We start from the raw sequence: 14,647 nt of genomic DNA, 5'->3' as shown, positions 1-14,647 counted from the left end.
TAAAGATTATAGGCCATCCCTGAAAGTTTAACTTTAGCTGTATTCTACCCTGTATTTAGTGCACTGTCTAAGTAATTCCTGGAACTTGGATTCTTTTTTTGACGTCGGCAAAAAATGTCCATATTTGCGTGCGGCATCAGGAGCGGAGGGTTGGAATTTGCCCTGAACGGGAATCTTTTCCCGGGAAGGCCGAGCGCCAAACCCATCCATTTGCAGCTGCCAGAATTACCAGATAGATGTAAATTCCGGATGAGAACAGGGAAACGGCATAATGCAGACCTCCCAGACCCATCAGGATAAAGATCAGTACAAACCCGCTCACGGTAAAATCCTTCTGCTTAGCCGCCTCATACTTCTCCGAAAAAGGCAATGCCCGCGGCATCACCCGGAAGCAGATCACCGAATACAGCGGCAACGCAAGCACTACGGCGGCCAGATCGGGAAGAATTCGCAGCCCGAACATCCAGAGGAATACAGCCGATTCCAGAACCAGCAGCGGCAGCAGCAGCCTTAACTGCACAGCCTTGAGCATTCCCCGGTAGACGGGAGCCGTATCTGCAAGCGGAATGGTTCTGTAAATCCAAGCTCCCTTGTAGCTGGAAGAATACCGCAGCATCTGTACTGCAGTCAGCAGCAGTAACGCACTGAAATAGATGAACAAATGGGCCTTGGAGTCTGCATGTAAGGACGGATCGCCGGTCCATGCCTGGTTGAATATGAAGACGAACGGCAGCACCAGGGATAAGCCGACGGTCGGGTACACCTTTAATTTGAAGTCCCGCTCATTTCTCATCATCGACCATGTAAACCGGAAGAACATAGCCTCTGACTTATCCCGGCAAAAAAGCTCCGACAACAGGCGGGAATAGCGGCCGCTGTCTTTTCCGGCTGGCCCCTGCTCCGCCAGCTTTTGCAGACTGCGCTCGAACAGCGGCATCAGCTTGAGATAAGCCAGCAGCAGCATTAGCGGAATTAATGCAGCCAGCGCAGCCAGCACGGTGAACTCTGCCCCACGGCTCCCGCCGACCAGCACCTCAAACGGAGCGGCAAACCAGACAGGCGCAATGAAGTATTGCCACCATGCGGGCTTGAAGGAGCCTGTCAAATCGGTCAGATCGAAGAGGCGCGGAACCAGCTGATAGCTGGCAACAATCCCCACAGACAAAATAATCTGTATGTAATTGATGATATCCTTGAGCTTTTCCCCATCGAAGACCTTTAGGACCAGCAGGTATAGCAGTGCAGTTATCACCAGAATAAAACAATCCATCAGCATAATTTCCGCTGCATAGATCAGAAAGAACAGCACTCCCTGTCTAAACAAGGCGGCCAACAGCGAAGGTCCCGTAAAGGTCAGCGTCAGCGTAACCAAATAAATCAGGACATGGAGACTCTTCGCCATATTCAGGGTCCGGCGGTCCACCGGTTTGGAGAACAGAATGTTCTTATCCCGCAGGTCCAGCATGACTGACGAGAAGTCCGAGATCAGCGTCGTTGTGATCATAAACATAATTACCGCAAACAGCACGCTCATTGTCAGCATGTAATTGCTCTTAGGCACAACGAAGAGGATCAGCATCAGGCCAAGCAATAAATAGATCCATTGGACCCGCAGCGGCGAGCCTTCGCTTCCCTGATGATTCTTCTGTGCTCCCAGCACCGTCGGCGTCCGCCTGCCGTCCATCGTCAGCTTCACCTGCAGAATGCTGCGCAGCATCGCATAATCCACCCCGGCTCTCCGGAAACCGCCCTGGAGCCGGTCCAGCAGCCGCAATACCCAAAATTCATTCATGCGGAGCACCTTCTCCAAGAACAGCGACGAATTCGCCTGCGATATCCCGGTACTTGTCGAAACCGGTCAACTGATTAAAGATGTCCTCCAGCGAGCCTTCCCTGTTCTGCTCCTGAAGCTGTGCGAAGGTGCCGTCCGCCACAATGTCCCCGCCGTTAATCAGGATGATCCGGCTGCTGATTTTCTCTACGACATCCATGATATGCGAGGAGTAAAAAATCGTTTTGCCTTGCGCGGCAAGCGAAGCGAAGATTTCCTTCACCACCATGACGCTGTTGGCATCCAGGCCGCTGAGCGGCTCATCAAGGAACAGAATATCGGGATCATGCAGCATGCTTGCGATCAGCAGCACCTTCTGCTTCATTCCTTTGGAATAGGAGGCGATCCGCATATCGTAGGCCTTCTCCAGATTGAGGAGGCCCATCAGCCGTTCTGCCTTGGCGTCTGCTTCACTCCGATTCATGCCGTACAGCTCGCCAATGAATGTCAGATACTCGCGTGCCGTCAGGCTGTCATAGAGCTCGGCAATCTCGGGCACATAACCGATCCTCCGCTTGTAAGCGGTATCCCCATCAGCGATATCCCGGCCAAAAATCCTTACCGTGCCCGTATAACCTTCCACCAGACCCAGCATGATCTTCACCGTTGTGCTCTTGCCTGCCCCATTCGGACCGATATAGCCGATAATCTGCCCCCTGTATACTTCGAGATCGATCCCCCGCAGCACCATCCGGTCGCTGTAATTCATCCATAGTCCCGAAATCGAAATAACCGGTTCGTCTGTAAGTCCCATAACCCGCTCCCCCTCAGAATTCACCGTTTAATGCAAATTTTATATAATTACCAGCTTTAATCCTATTCTATCAAATTTTAGTCCATCCACCTATCAGGAAATGCAGCAAGAATGCCCAAGCCCTCTGCGCAGAGTCCAAAAAGAACAAAACGGCTATGTGTCCTTCATTGGACAGCGTAGCCGCTCGGCCTTCAGGTTCAAGGCTGCTGGAGTTTCAAACAGTAAAAAAAGCAGCCAGAAGGCCGCTCGATTCAATGCTTGGTTATCCTCACCGTTAAGAGCCTGGATTGCTCAACGGCGAACGGTTATTTCGCCAGCAGGTTATAAATAACCTGCGCCGCTTGAGCACGTGTGGAATACTCCAGCGGTTTAAGACTGCCGTTGTCCCCGGAGACAACTCCCCTCTCCACAAGCGCCTGCAGGGCCACTTGGGCATAGCCGGCAACCTGCGAAGCATCCTTGAAGCCCGAAAGTGCTGCACTCGTTGTCTCCTCGGGCAGCTCGCCTAGAACCTCAAGGGAGCGGTACAGCAGTGTGAACAGCTCTTGCCGGGTAATCTGGTTGTCCGGTTTGAACAGATTGTCTCCGGAGCCGGTTGCGATCCCCAGCCGCTTGGCTGCTGCCAGATAATTCGTGTAATATGCTGCGCCCGCATCCTTGAAGTTATCGGCCCCATCAGTTTCAGGAGCTATGCCGTAAGCCTTCAGCAGCAGGACTATGAATTGTCCTCTTGTCACTGTAGCGTTAGGACTGTAAGTGTTGCCGTCTGTGCCTGATGTAATGCTTCTAGCCGCAAGATAGCCTACCGCTGTGCTATACCAGGAGCTTGCAGCTACATCCGTAAAGGCAACTTTGTTATAGCCGATGATATATTGGGAGAAATGTGGGGTCACAAAATTCACGGTTCCCGCTGCTGCATTATAACCGCCGCGGATTGTATCCAAACTGCCTGCTTCTGTAATGTAATAGACAATGACCGAATTCTCCTCTTCGCCGCCATGCAAGGTGTAGGGTACAGTGATGCTGGCTTTTCCTCCGCCAAATGCTGTGACATCGCTGTCACCCGCTTTTACCGCCAGATCATAGACCGGTCTGTCGCCAAGTACGGCCTTGCCCTCATCATTCAAAGAAACTTTGGCGATTCGAATGCTGATATCCCCGTCATCCGCAGCCCCGCTGATGCCGGCCACTGATTTGGCATCAAAGGTTATTGTGCCTACATATAAATAGTTGATTCTAAGCTCTGCCCGGGTGCCTGAAGCCACCGCGTTAAATGCGCTTCTCGGCAGTATAAGCTCGGCTGTCCGGGTGTTGGCCGAGGTCTCCACCTTCACTTCCAATACCGCCTTCTTCCCTTCAGCCTCCGCTTTTTTTGCACTCTCTACAAGCTTGCCGACGGCTTCAGCCGTAACCGTAGCAGTTGTAACGCCTGTAGCCTCGTCAGTTGTGGCTGCCGCTGTCGTCACGGCGGTTAAGGTTGATCCTGTGGTTGTGGTCTCCGGATCGGAAGCATTTGTCCCAGTGGCCGGCGCAGCTGTACCGCTTCCGGGCGTACCTCCTCCGGATACAGGCACAAAGGCAGGAACAACAACATCCGCAGCAGCCCCTGCTTTATAACCCTCTTTGGCTGTAAACCTTACCTGATAGGTTCCCGGCACCAGGCCGGTGATTTCCTGGTCTGTTGCATATACATAGCTTGCTGCGGTAGACAGTTTGTACTCCTGCGAAGCAGTAGTCCCCGTAATCCGCCCATCATTGTTGGCAGATGAAGTAGGCGCAATCCCGGTTAACCCGGTTGGCGCTGTCTGTTCCGCAGCATAGGCCGGTACAGCCACATCTGTTACTCTGCCAGCGTTGAAGCCTTCTTTTGCCGCATATCTCACATTGTAGGTCCCGGGGATCAATCCGGTAATTTCACCCTCGGTGGCATATACGTATTCCGTGACGGTGGAAAGCTTGTATTCCAGGGCCGCAGTTGTGCCGGTAATGCGTCCATCTTTGTTCTCCGGCGTAGTTGGCGCGATGCCCTGCAGTCCGGTAGGTGCCGCCTGCTCTCCGTAAGCAGGAACCTCAACAATAACGGCCGGGCTGGCACTGTATCCCGCTTTTGCCGCATAGCGAACCTGATAGAAGCCCGGGAGGAGTCCGCTAATGGTTGAACCATTGACAGGGATATACTCTTCAGACTGCAAAGACTTATACTCCTGGCCTGCCGTTACTCCTGTAATCTGACCATCCAGATTGGCTTCCGTTGTAGGAGAAACACCCAGCAGCCCGGCAGGCGCTTCCTGTATCTGGGTATACTCGGGAACCACAATACTTACCGGTGCGCCTGCAGGATATGGAATGGCAACTGCACCGCCCGTCGCTGTGATAGGGCCCTGGTATCCCGGTTTGGAGGCATAACGCACAATGTAAATGCCTGGAGCAAGCCCGGTAATGGCCTCACCCGCTGCAGCGGTGTAGACGGTATCTGCTACGCTTCTATACTCCAAAGCTTGCTTCGCGGTACCTGTAATTTGTCCGTCGCTGCCTTGGAGCGAAGTCGGCGATACACCGGTTAAGCCGGCAGGCACAGACTGGACTCTGGAGAAAATGGAGGATAGTGCATTCACAGTATTGGTGTATCTGACACCGACAGGATAGACAGCCGGGAACTTGGTATCCACAAAATCCGGCTGAATATTCGTCCAGGAATACATCAGCTCCACATGCCCCAGGATAGGCGCGCTGCTTCCGTCCTCAGCCTTGTTGTTTTTACTGTAGGTGAACAGGTAAGGAACCTGAAGGCGGTCACCCGCTACAGTATTGCCGTTTGCATCGACATAACTGATCACTGTAGGATTTTCGGCAGTATTATTCTGTGTGGTGATATTGGTCAGATAAGCATTCACCAGATCCACATACAAATTGGCATAGGAATTTTTACTGTCTCTGATCTGCAGATCTTCCGTGCCGTGAGGATTATTCGGATAAGTGCCGCCGCTGTTATTGGCAGGCTCGGCCACATTCACACCGGCGTCCAGCTTGGTATCGAAGAAATAAACTTTGTCCACATTATATTTCTTGGCATACTCATTGATGTATTTGATGATGGCCTGGGTGTTGGGGCACCAGGAGCCGCCGAACAGAATGGCATAATTGCCGTCGCTAGCGAGGATCTGCTTAAGCTGATGGTAGGTCACATGCTCATAGACCAAATCACCATCGGCTTCAGTGAAAATGGCAGGCTTCCCCGGATTCTCTCCCAGGTAGTTCTTATTGAATGCCGCTTTGATATAGGCGGACTCATCGATTGTGCTGAAAGAGGAAACGGAGCTGAATACAGGTCTTAGCAGCGCCTTGTAAGCCTCAACCTTGGCGGGGTCCAGAGAGCCGCCTGTCTGGAATTCACTCCACGGTGTGCTGTCGTTCAGGTAGGAAACAATAGGGGCGCTATTTCCCTGCGCATCCTTGTGGTCCTTGTTGTACACGAAGAGAAACGGAGAATCTATCTTATTCGCAACAACCGTTTCGCCTGCCTTATTGACATAGCTGACATTATGCGCGGGATCGGCTGTGTCATAGAGGGAGAGATTCTTCAAATATTTATTGACCAGATCGACGTATTTATAGGCGAACTTATTGCTGCTGGCCGCAATATTAAGCGTGTCTCCATCCAGCTTCGTGTCAAAGTTATAGATCGTGGATACACCATATTCCTTGGCCACCTCGTTAATAAACCCTATGTCAGCCTGAGTGTTCTCGCTCCACGCTCCGCCTACGAGGACGGCATAGTTCCCCTCGCTCTCAAACAAATGCACAATGTCCTCATAGGTTGCTGTTTTAAATACATGATTCTCGTCATTAAGATGGCTGTATACCTGGTTAAAATAATTAAAATGACTCACTTCTCCGGCAGAGGCGGCGTTGAGAACAGCTTCAGCGGTATCCGCCGCTTTGGCGGCATGAAGCGGCAGGACAAGCAGAGAAGCTGCCAGCAGAAGCGATATTATCTTTTTCGGTTTAAATAATGTTGTCATAGATGTGCACCTCGACTTGAATTATTAGATAAAACGGACCGTTTCGGCAGCGGATTAACAGCAGACTTGGGGCAGATCAAGGGCACACCTCTTCTGTCGGTGCAGGAGCCGGAGCCGCCTCTGCTGGAGCTGGAGCTGGTGCTTCTACGACAGCTGCCGGCGCATTGTCGGCAGTACTTTGCTGCGCAGCCGGGGCAGCTGTACCCTTAGCTTTGACGACCTCCGTTGTGGAGAAGGTGACCGTTTGCGCCGGTGCGGCTGCAGCAGCTGGTGCTGCGGTAGCTTTTGGCTGTGCGGCCGGCTCCGGCGTTTGCGCCGTTACAGTACTTTGGGGTACTGTGGTTGGGGCGGCAGTTACGGAAGCGATTTGCGGCTTCGCCGTTGCAGCAGCTGCTTCCTTGGCTTGACCCGCCACAGAAGCAGCTGCCGTGGCTTTGGGTGAAGCCGTGCCAACCGGAGCCTGCACAGGTCCAGATGCTGCCGCCACAGATGCTGCTGCCGGAGCGGCAGTTGCCTGAGGAACAGCGGATGCTTCCGGCGGAGCTTCCGGTGCATCGGTTTGAACCTCTTCAGCAGATATTGCCGCTGAAGGCTGTGGCACGGCTGTTTGCGCCACCGTCGGCACTGCGGCCTGTGGCTGGCTTTCTACCGGAGCGGCAATTGCGTTATTTGCTTGAAGCGGTTCCGCTTCCGGCGCCTTTTTATTGGCGGAGACTGCTGCAAAGGTCAGAGCCGAAAAGACTACAGCTGCAGCTATAACTGAAATCGTGATCTTTTTCATATGTGTAATCATCCTTTTCTCTGCGCCGGGCCAACCCGCAGATTCCCTGGAGACCCGGACGGTTTATGTGTGAACAAAAAAGATCCAACAAGATACGCTCTCCGCGTTCCCGTTGAATCACTGGCGGTCCAGTCGATTCATATCCCAGCAGCACACCCCTCGTTGATTCTCTTATTCCACCCCCTGTTCTTGATTCAATAAAAAAGAGACCCAACGAAACGCATTGTTTCGCGTTCCTGTTGAATCTCCGGCGGTCCAGTGGATTCATGCTTTGACTTACAGCTAAGTTCCATATTATTCAAGCTTCCATGACTTGTCAATTAAAATTTAATTTTTCATATGTGTTTTATCGGAATTAAAAAATTTAACATATTATTACATTGACAACCATAAAAATACTATATACATTGTTCTCATTATTCGCATCAAAAAAGTAGGTATAGGAGGTACTAAAGACCAATGAGCAATATTGACAACAATCTCTTGGCAGCCATCGAGACAAACTGGTACGGTTTTGTGGTCTCCATTTTTGTGTTTGGCCTTCTTTTTCTGTTGGCGCGCAAACGGATCGGATTCGGAACCCGTGTTATTGCGGGGCTTGCAGTCGGTCTGATTGCCGGTATATTCTTTCAGCACTTCAATCTGGAAACCAAAGCGATTACTACGTTCGGCAGCATCTATGTCAGCTTGATCCGCATGCTTGTCATTCCACTGGTATTCATATTAGTGCTGAACAGCATTTCATCCTTAACCAACCTGGAGTATTTACGCAAAATAGGAATTAAAACCTTCGCCTGGTTCCTCGGCACCACCGGTATTGCCTCCATTATCGGTTTGGCGGCAGCTCTGCTGTTTAACCCCGGTACAGGAATTCAGCAAGCTGTGCCTGAGGGATTCGAAGCCCGGGAGATCCCTGCCTTCTCGCAGGTCATCCTGGATCTGGTGCCATCCAATCCTGTCAATGAAGCTGCGACCGGCAAGGTTGTGCCCCTGCTGATCTTCGCTATTTTTCTGGCCGTAGCCATCATTAAGGTTGGCACCAAAAAGCCGGAGGCCGTAAAGCCGGTGCGCGATCTCATAGAATCTTTGACCACTGTTCTGCACCAGGTGGTGAAATTCATCATCCGGCTCACCCCCTACGGTGTATTTGCACTGATTGCCGGAATTACAGCACGGTACGGCTGGGAAACCCTGCAAGAGCTGGGCAGTGTGATTATCACCTCTTATGTCGCGCTAATAATACATTTTGTCCTCATATTCGGAGGTCTGGTGCTGTTAGTAGCCAAAGTCAATCCTTTGCGCTTCTTCCGCAAGATTTACCCGACCCTCACTGTCGCCTTCACCACAAGAAGCAGCTATGCCACGCTTCCGGTGAACCTTGAGGTCATTACGAAGCGGCTGCATGTTTCGCCGCGCATTGCCAGCTTTGTGGCCCCTCTGGGCGCTTCCGTCAACTTTAACGCCTGCGGCGGAATTTGGCCTGCCATCGTGGCTGTATTTACAGCTCAGGTATTCGGCATCCAGCTTACGGGAACCGATTATGTGACTCTGGTACTGGTGAGCATTATTTCTTCGGTCGGAGTGGCGGGAGTTCCCGGACCGGCAGTCATTTCAACAACCGTTGTATTAACTGCACTGGGACTGCCGCTTGAAGGTATTGCTATCGTAGCAGGGGTGGAAGCGCTCATTGATATGGGACGCACTGCTGTAAATGCTGCAGGAACAGCGGTAACTGCTCTGCTGGTGGCAAGCTCTGAAGGCGAGTTTGACCGCGAAGCTTTCAACCGCGGGGAGGATGAGGATGAAATTCTGCTAAATGCTGTATGAGCATTGAAGCACATTAGCTCTTGTACATTGAAAAACCTCCGTGCCTGCCAGAGCAGCGGCTGCGGAGGTTTCTTTTTTTCATCCTGCTTCTACAGAATCAAGCGGATTCTCTCCCGCCGCCGTGCGGATTCCAGGCAGGTCTCAATCAGCCTCATATTCAGTACCGGATCTTCCGCAGCAACCACTGGCACCGCTCCGGAGACGGCGGCGGCAAAATCATCGGCCTGGCGCACATAAGGATTGGCCCCTGTTGCCCGGGCACGCCTAACTTCCCCTACGGAATACACGAAAAATTCCGCATCATCAAATCTGGCGTTGAAAGGCATCGGAAGTTCAATCCGTCCTTCCGTGCCCAGCACCTCCAGCAGCTGGCGGTTGTAAGCCCACATGCCGCAGTCGAAGATCAGGCTGACGCCGCCGGGGAACTCAACCAGTCCGGAGGCCATCATATCCACGTTGTCATGCTCAGCAGAAAAGATCGCCTGCACGGTTGCAGCCTCCGGTTCAGCACCGAACAACAGGCGCGCCGCACTGAGCGGATAGCAGCCGACATCATACAAGGACCCGCCGCCCCACGCCGATTTGAAGCGGATATTGGAGGTGTCTTCGGCATCGTTATATGTAAAAGTCCCGCGAATGGACCGCAGATCACCGATTTCACCGCTGGCGATGATCTCCTGCAGCTCTGCAATCCGAGGATGATGCCGGTACATATAGGCCTCAGCCAGATGAACTCCCGCCTTCCGGCAAGCCGATACCATCTCCGCCGCCTCCCGGCTGCTGAGGGCAATCGGCTTCTCGCACAGCACATGCTTGCCCGCCTGCGCCGCGCGGATCACCCATTCCCGGTGCAAGTGGTTCGGAAGCGGAATATATACCGCATCAATATCCGGAGCGGCCAGCAGCTCCTCATAGCTGCCGTAGGCCTGCGGCACGCCGAATTCCTTGGCCACGGCGCTGCTTTTATCCAGCCCCCGGCTCGCCACCGCCTGAATAATTCCCGTCTCCGACTCCTGGATAGCCGGCATGACCGAGCCTGTCGCGATTTGCGCACAGCCCATGATACCCCAGCGAAGCTTTTGTGTCATCGATGTACACCTTCCCTTGTCATGAATTCCCTGCATATCCCTAATAAAAACAATATCATAGAATACGGCATATCTCTATTCAGAGCAGCGGCTGTCACGGCAGTGCGTTCAGCAGGACAGCCGCCCCCAGCACAGCTATACGGGCCACGCTCATCAGCACAAAATTTTGGACCGACAGAATAAACGTGCTGCCCTTCTCCTGCTTGCGGGCAAACTTTGCAATATTCCGGCGCAGCGGAATCAGTGTCAGCAGCAGCAGGGCAACGAGCACAGGATGTACGCCCAGCAGCAATAGCACGGCAAGATCGGCATAGGAGACATAATAGAGCAGCTTGAACAGCAGCAGCGCGTTGCTGCGCCCAATGTACACAGGCAGTGTGTACCGGCGGTTATCCATATCATCCTCAATGTCGCAGATATTATTGGCCAGCATAATTCCGGCAATCCCGAGAATCGCCGGCACGGAGAACCAGAAGAGATACAGTACCTCAAGGAGGTTGATGTGCAGATTGGCCCAGCCTTCGGAGAGCAGCAGCGTCACCACACTTTGATCCGAGTGGATATAAGCGGAGATGAAGATGATGACAAAGCCCATGAACAGCCCGGAGAACAGCTCGCCGAGCGGCATCCGTGAGATCGGAATCGGACCGAACGAGTACAGGATGCCTATCAGGAAGGACAAGCCGCCCAGCAGGAACACGAGCAGCCCCGTTTCGGCAACAAGCGCAATTCCGCCGCCCGCCGCAAGCACGAGCAGGACAGCAATGGCAGCGACAACCGTGCTCTCCTTCAGCCTGTAGTGAACGATGGCATTATGCGTTTCATAGCCGTAGCCATGGGTTTTGGCCGCTTTTTTGAAATCATAATAGTTGTTGATTGCCGTTGTCGCCATATCGAAGCTCAGCAGGGACACAAGCATTAACGCAAAGCGCAGGACATAGAAATCCTCGAACCGGTAGAGGGCATAAAGTGTCCCCAGCAGAAAAGGCAGCATGCTTGCCACCTTCGTCGGCAGCTCGACAAATCTCAAAAAGCTTTTTATATTCACGGCTATACATCCTTATCTGTAAATTATTACTATTCAATAATGCTTATCACTGAATTATTATACAGCAAATTTCGACACTTTAGAGAGAAAAGCGCTGCAAAATATTCCCTAATCGTGGTACACTGATCAGGATGGTACTTATTTCCTATTCATAAGAGATACATTAAAGGGGAGCATCATGAAGCTGCGCAAAAAAATTATCATCTTCATTTGTGTTGTTGCCTTGCTTGGCTTGGGGGTAACCTACCTGCTTCTGCACATCATTATGCTGAACCGCTTCGAGAAGCTGGATGAAGCCGCGCTGCAGGACAGCATGGCGGATGCGGTCTCTTCCTTTCAGGACGAGCTGCTGGATATGAAGACCGGGCTGCTGAATTATTCGCTCCGGGATGAAACGTACCGTTTTGCCGAGTCTATGGGCTCAGCAGAAGGCTCACACGCCGCAGATGATGCTTTTATCCGCAGCAGCTTCGATAGGACAACCTATGAAGTCAATCACTACGATATGATTGCCCTGCTTGACCTCTCGGGGCTGCCCCTCTATGGCGGCAGATATGACGCAAGCCTCGGAGGCATTTCTCCGCTGACGCCGGAGCTCCTTGCGCTGTTCAGGTTGATGCACAGCCGTCTGCCTGCCTTGTCCGGCGCTGAGGACAGCAGATCAGGCATCGTGATCCTTGATAAAGGGCCAATGCTGCTCACTCTTACGCCTATCGTCAACAACAACAAAGACAAACCGGTTATCGGCACCGCCGTGGCCGGAAGAATGCTGCAGCAGGAGGACGTCCCGCGGATCTGGACGGATGGCCTTTCCCGCATTCAGATTTCGCGGGCCACCTCAGGGATGTTGGCACAGAGCGGGGGCAAGGCTCTCTGGATGAGTCCGGTCTCCAGCAATATGATGTCGGCCCACACCGTGGTCAACGATCTGTTCGGCGACCCCGGCGTGGTCATCACTCTTCAGCAGCCGCGCCAGATCTATGATAGCGGCAGGGAGTCGGTATTCAGCTTCCGGTTAGTTTTCTTAATCGTCACCATTATAAGCTGCATAGGCAGCATGGCCTTCGTGAACCGTTCCATCCTGGGGAGAATGTCCTCCCTGATCAGTAATATCCGCGCCATTGGCAGCAGCAAGGATTTATCAATGCGCATCACCGGTACCGGTCAGGACGAGTTCAGCGATATTGAGCATGAGTTCAACCGGATGATTGATTCTCTGGAGCAGGCACGGGAAGAGCTGCGGCAGCAATCAATGCTTGATCCCCTGACTCAGCTGCCTAACCGCTCGCTGTTTTTCGCGAAGCTGAACGCCGCGATTGACGCTGTGAAGGGCAGCAACCGGCAGATTGTCCTCGTCTTCATTGATCTGGACCATTTCAAGACCGTCAATGATACGCTGGGCCACGATTTCGGGGATACCATGCTCAAAGAGACCGCCTTCCGGATTAAACAGGTCGTCGGCAGGCATGATGTGGTGTCGCGCCTTGGCGGCGATGAATTCACCATCCTGCTCTCGAATCTCCCCGATTCAGCTGCGATTTCCGCCCAGCTGTCAAGAATTCGGGAGGCACTCTCCATGCCTCATCAAATCAAGGGCCATCTTCTCTATAATACCGCCAGCATCGGCATCAGCATTTATCCCCAGAACGGCGAGGACGCCGACTATCTGGTCAGGCAGGCCGATCTGGCAATGCTCCATGTCAAGGAGACGGGGCGCAACAATATATTTCAATATTCAGAGGATCTGGAGGAAAGCGTCCGGCGCAAAAAGGTATTGGCCCAGCTGCTGCTCTCAGCAGCCGCAAATGATGAGTTCGAGGTCCACTACCAGCCTATCCTCAGCGCTGAACATCTGCAGGTGTACAAGGTGGAGGCGCTTTTGCGCTGGACCAGCCCTTCCTATGGGATGATCTCTCCCGCAGAGTTCATTCCGCTTGCGGAGACCAGCGGCTCCATTGTCAATATTGGAGGCTGGGTGCTGCGGCAGGTATGCTCCGATATGCGGGATTTTCGCGAGAACGGCCTGGTTCTTACCGCTGCAGTCAATATTTCCGCGCTGCAGCTGATGCAGCCAGGGCTGTTGGAGCTGCTGCTGGAGCTGCTGCATGAATACGGGCTGCCGCCCTCAAGCCTGGAGCTTGAGATTACGGAGAGCGTGCTGGTCTCCGGTGACAGCATATTTCAATCGCTGCAGCAGCTTAGAGCACACGGCTTCCGCATTTCGCTGGATGACTTCGGCACCGGCTTCTCTTCCTTGAGCTATCTGCGGCGGTTCCCGGTCGATGTGATCAAGATTGACCGTTCCTTTGTCTCCGAGATGACTCCGCTGCCGCAAGGCGACGTGCTCGTCAGAGCCATTATCGAGCTTAGTCATAATCTCGGGCTGCGTGTGGTCTCCGAGGGCATCGAATTGCAGGAGCAGTTCGACATGCTGCGCTGCCTGGGCAGCGACGAGCTGCAGGGCTATTATATCAGCAAACCGGTTAGGGCCCGGGAGCTCCCGCCTTTTTTGTCACAGGAAAATTTATTTTCAGGCAAAAAATGAACGGTTCCTTTATAGGCAAGGTTCTGGCGATATGATATGATAGGCAGGCTGATAACAGCACCCGCTCCGGGTGCTGTTATCCTATGCGAACACTTATGAAAATTGGAGGCATTTATTGTTATGTCAGCGCAACCGCCAAGCACGCAATCCGTCAAAATCGTCACTGCCGACCCTAGCGCCATCGGCCTGTTCGGATTGGCTATCGTCACCCTGGTCGCTTCTTCACAAAAGCTCGGAATTACAACAGGTCTCAGCTACTGCATTCCATGGGCAATCTTCCTCGGAGCCTTCGCCCAGCTGTTCGCATCCATTCAGGATGCCAAGCACAACAACACCTTTGGCATGACCGCCTTTGGCGCTTACGCGTTCTTCTGGTTCGGCATGGCCGCAAGCTGGCTGATCAAGCTTGGTGTATTCGGAACGGTTCTGGCGGAAGGCGCAGACCCCAAGCAGCTCGGATTTGTTTTTCTCGGATATCTGGTCTTCACACTCTTCATGACGCTTGGTGCGGTTGAAGCGAACAGGGTGCTGCTGGTTATCTTTGTACTAATCGATTTCCTGTTCCTCGGCCTCACGATGAATTCCTTCGGAGTCGCCGCAGAATTCTTCCACAAGCTGGCTGCCTGCGCAGAACTGGGGATTGGCCTCGTGTCCCTTTACGGCTGCGGCGCATCAGTGCTCAACGCTCATTTTGGACGCATATTTCTGCCGGTTGGAGCTCCCCTCGGCATCTTCAAAAAATAGTGTTTTC

At 52.9% G+C, this 14,647-nt stretch carries 9 protein-coding genes; 3 read left to right on the top strand and 6 right to left on the bottom strand.

The window, feature by feature from the left end:
- Positions 1 to 136: 136 nt before the first annotated feature.
- From HYD27_RS12310 to HYD27_RS12295, 4 genes are all read right to left on the bottom strand, one after another.
- Positions 137 to 1,792, bottom strand: coding sequence for a hypothetical protein (locus tag HYD27_RS12310; protein ID WP_219215468.1), 1,656 nt, complete (start codon positions 1,790 to 1,792; stop codon positions 137 to 139).
- Positions 1,785 to 2,585, bottom strand: a complete 801-nt coding sequence (locus HYD27_RS12305) for an ABC transporter ATP-binding protein (protein WP_219215465.1) — start codon at positions 2,583 to 2,585, stop codon at positions 1,785 to 1,787. Before HYD27_RS12305 ends, HYD27_RS12310 begins: the two co-directional genes overlap by 8 nt.
- A gap of 305 nt (positions 2,586 to 2,890) precedes the next feature.
- Positions 2,891 to 6,607, bottom strand: coding sequence for an S-layer homology domain-containing protein (locus HYD27_RS12300; RefSeq protein WP_219215463.1), 3,717 nt, complete (start codon positions 6,605 to 6,607; stop codon positions 2,891 to 2,893).
- A gap of 76 nt (positions 6,608 to 6,683) precedes the next feature.
- The gene (locus HYD27_RS12295) at positions 6,684 to 7,388 is read right to left on the bottom strand and encodes a hypothetical protein (RefSeq protein ID WP_219215461.1); all 705 of its coding nucleotides are present in this window, start codon (positions 7,386 to 7,388) and stop codon (positions 6,684 to 6,686) included.
- 459 nt (positions 7,389 to 7,847) lie between these two features.
- Here HYD27_RS12295 and HYD27_RS12290 point away from each other — a divergent pair, with 459 nt between their 5' ends.
- Positions 7,848 to 9,215, top strand: coding sequence for a dicarboxylate/amino acid:cation symporter (locus HYD27_RS12290; RefSeq protein ID WP_219215458.1), 1,368 nt, complete (start codon positions 7,848 to 7,850; stop codon positions 9,213 to 9,215).
- 89 nt (positions 9,216 to 9,304) lie between these two features.
- Here the strand turns inward: HYD27_RS12290 and HYD27_RS12285 are convergent, their stop codons facing one another.
- Both HYD27_RS12285 and HYD27_RS12280 read right to left on the bottom strand, forming a co-directional pair.
- Entirely contained in the window at positions 9,305 to 10,303 is a 999-nt protein-coding gene (locus HYD27_RS12285) for a Gfo/Idh/MocA family protein (RefSeq protein WP_219215456.1), read from the bottom strand.
- A 94-nt stretch (positions 10,304 to 10,397) separates the two neighbouring features.
- Complete coding sequence (locus HYD27_RS12280; RefSeq protein ID WP_219215454.1) at positions 10,398 to 11,351, bottom strand: 1,4-dihydroxy-2-naphthoate polyprenyltransferase; 954 nt, start codon at positions 11,349 to 11,351, stop codon at positions 10,398 to 10,400.
- Between the two features lie 178 nt (positions 11,352 to 11,529).
- On the opposite strand from HYD27_RS12280, the gene HYD27_RS12275 reads away from it, so the two are divergent.
- Both HYD27_RS12275 and HYD27_RS12270 read left to right on the top strand, forming a co-directional pair.
- Positions 11,530 to 13,896, top strand: a complete 2,367-nt coding sequence (locus HYD27_RS12275) for a putative bifunctional diguanylate cyclase/phosphodiesterase (protein ID WP_219215452.1) — start codon at positions 11,530 to 11,532, stop codon at positions 13,894 to 13,896.
- 120 nt (positions 13,897 to 14,016) lie between these two features.
- Complete coding sequence (locus HYD27_RS12270; protein ID WP_219215450.1) at positions 14,017 to 14,640, top strand: acetate uptake transporter; 624 nt, start codon at positions 14,017 to 14,019, stop codon at positions 14,638 to 14,640.
- Positions 14,641 to 14,647: the final 7 nt, after the last annotated feature.

The sequence above is a fragment of the Paenibacillus sp. S150 genome (assembly GCF_019352175.1).
GTDB lineage: Bacteria > Bacillota > Bacilli > Paenibacillales > Paenibacillaceae > Paenibacillus_AQ.
Note: the sequence above shows the minus strand (reverse complement) of the source record. Positions and strands in the feature narration are given on the sequence as shown.

Bases quoted from the DNA above. Each gene is read 5' to 3' on its own strand.
- HYD27_RS12295 (WP_219215461.1), bottom strand. From the start codon at position 7,388: ATGAAAAAGATCACGATTTCAGTTATAGCTGCAGCTGTAGTCTTTTCG.
- HYD27_RS12270 (WP_219215450.1), top strand. From the start codon at position 14,017: ATGTCAGCGCAACCGCCAAGCACGCAATCCGTCAAAATCGTCACTGCC.
- HYD27_RS12300 (WP_219215463.1), bottom strand. From the start codon at position 6,607: ATGACAACATTATTTAAACCGAAAAAGATAATATCGCTTCTGCTGGCA.
- HYD27_RS12305 (WP_219215465.1), bottom strand. From the start codon at position 2,585: ATGGGACTTACAGACGAACCGGTTATTTCGATTTCGGGACTATGGATG.
- HYD27_RS12290 (WP_219215458.1), top strand. From the start codon at position 7,848: ATGAGCAATATTGACAACAATCTCTTGGCAGCCATCGAGACAAACTGG.
- HYD27_RS12275 (WP_219215452.1), top strand. From the start codon at position 11,530: ATGAAGCTGCGCAAAAAAATTATCATCTTCATTTGTGTTGTTGCCTTG.
- HYD27_RS12310 (WP_219215468.1), bottom strand. From the start codon at position 1,792: ATGAATGAATTTTGGGTATTGCGGCTGCTGGACCGGCTCCAGGGCGGT.
- HYD27_RS12285 (WP_219215456.1), bottom strand. From the start codon at position 10,303: ATGACACAAAAGCTTCGCTGGGGTATCATGGGCTGTGCGCAAATCGCG.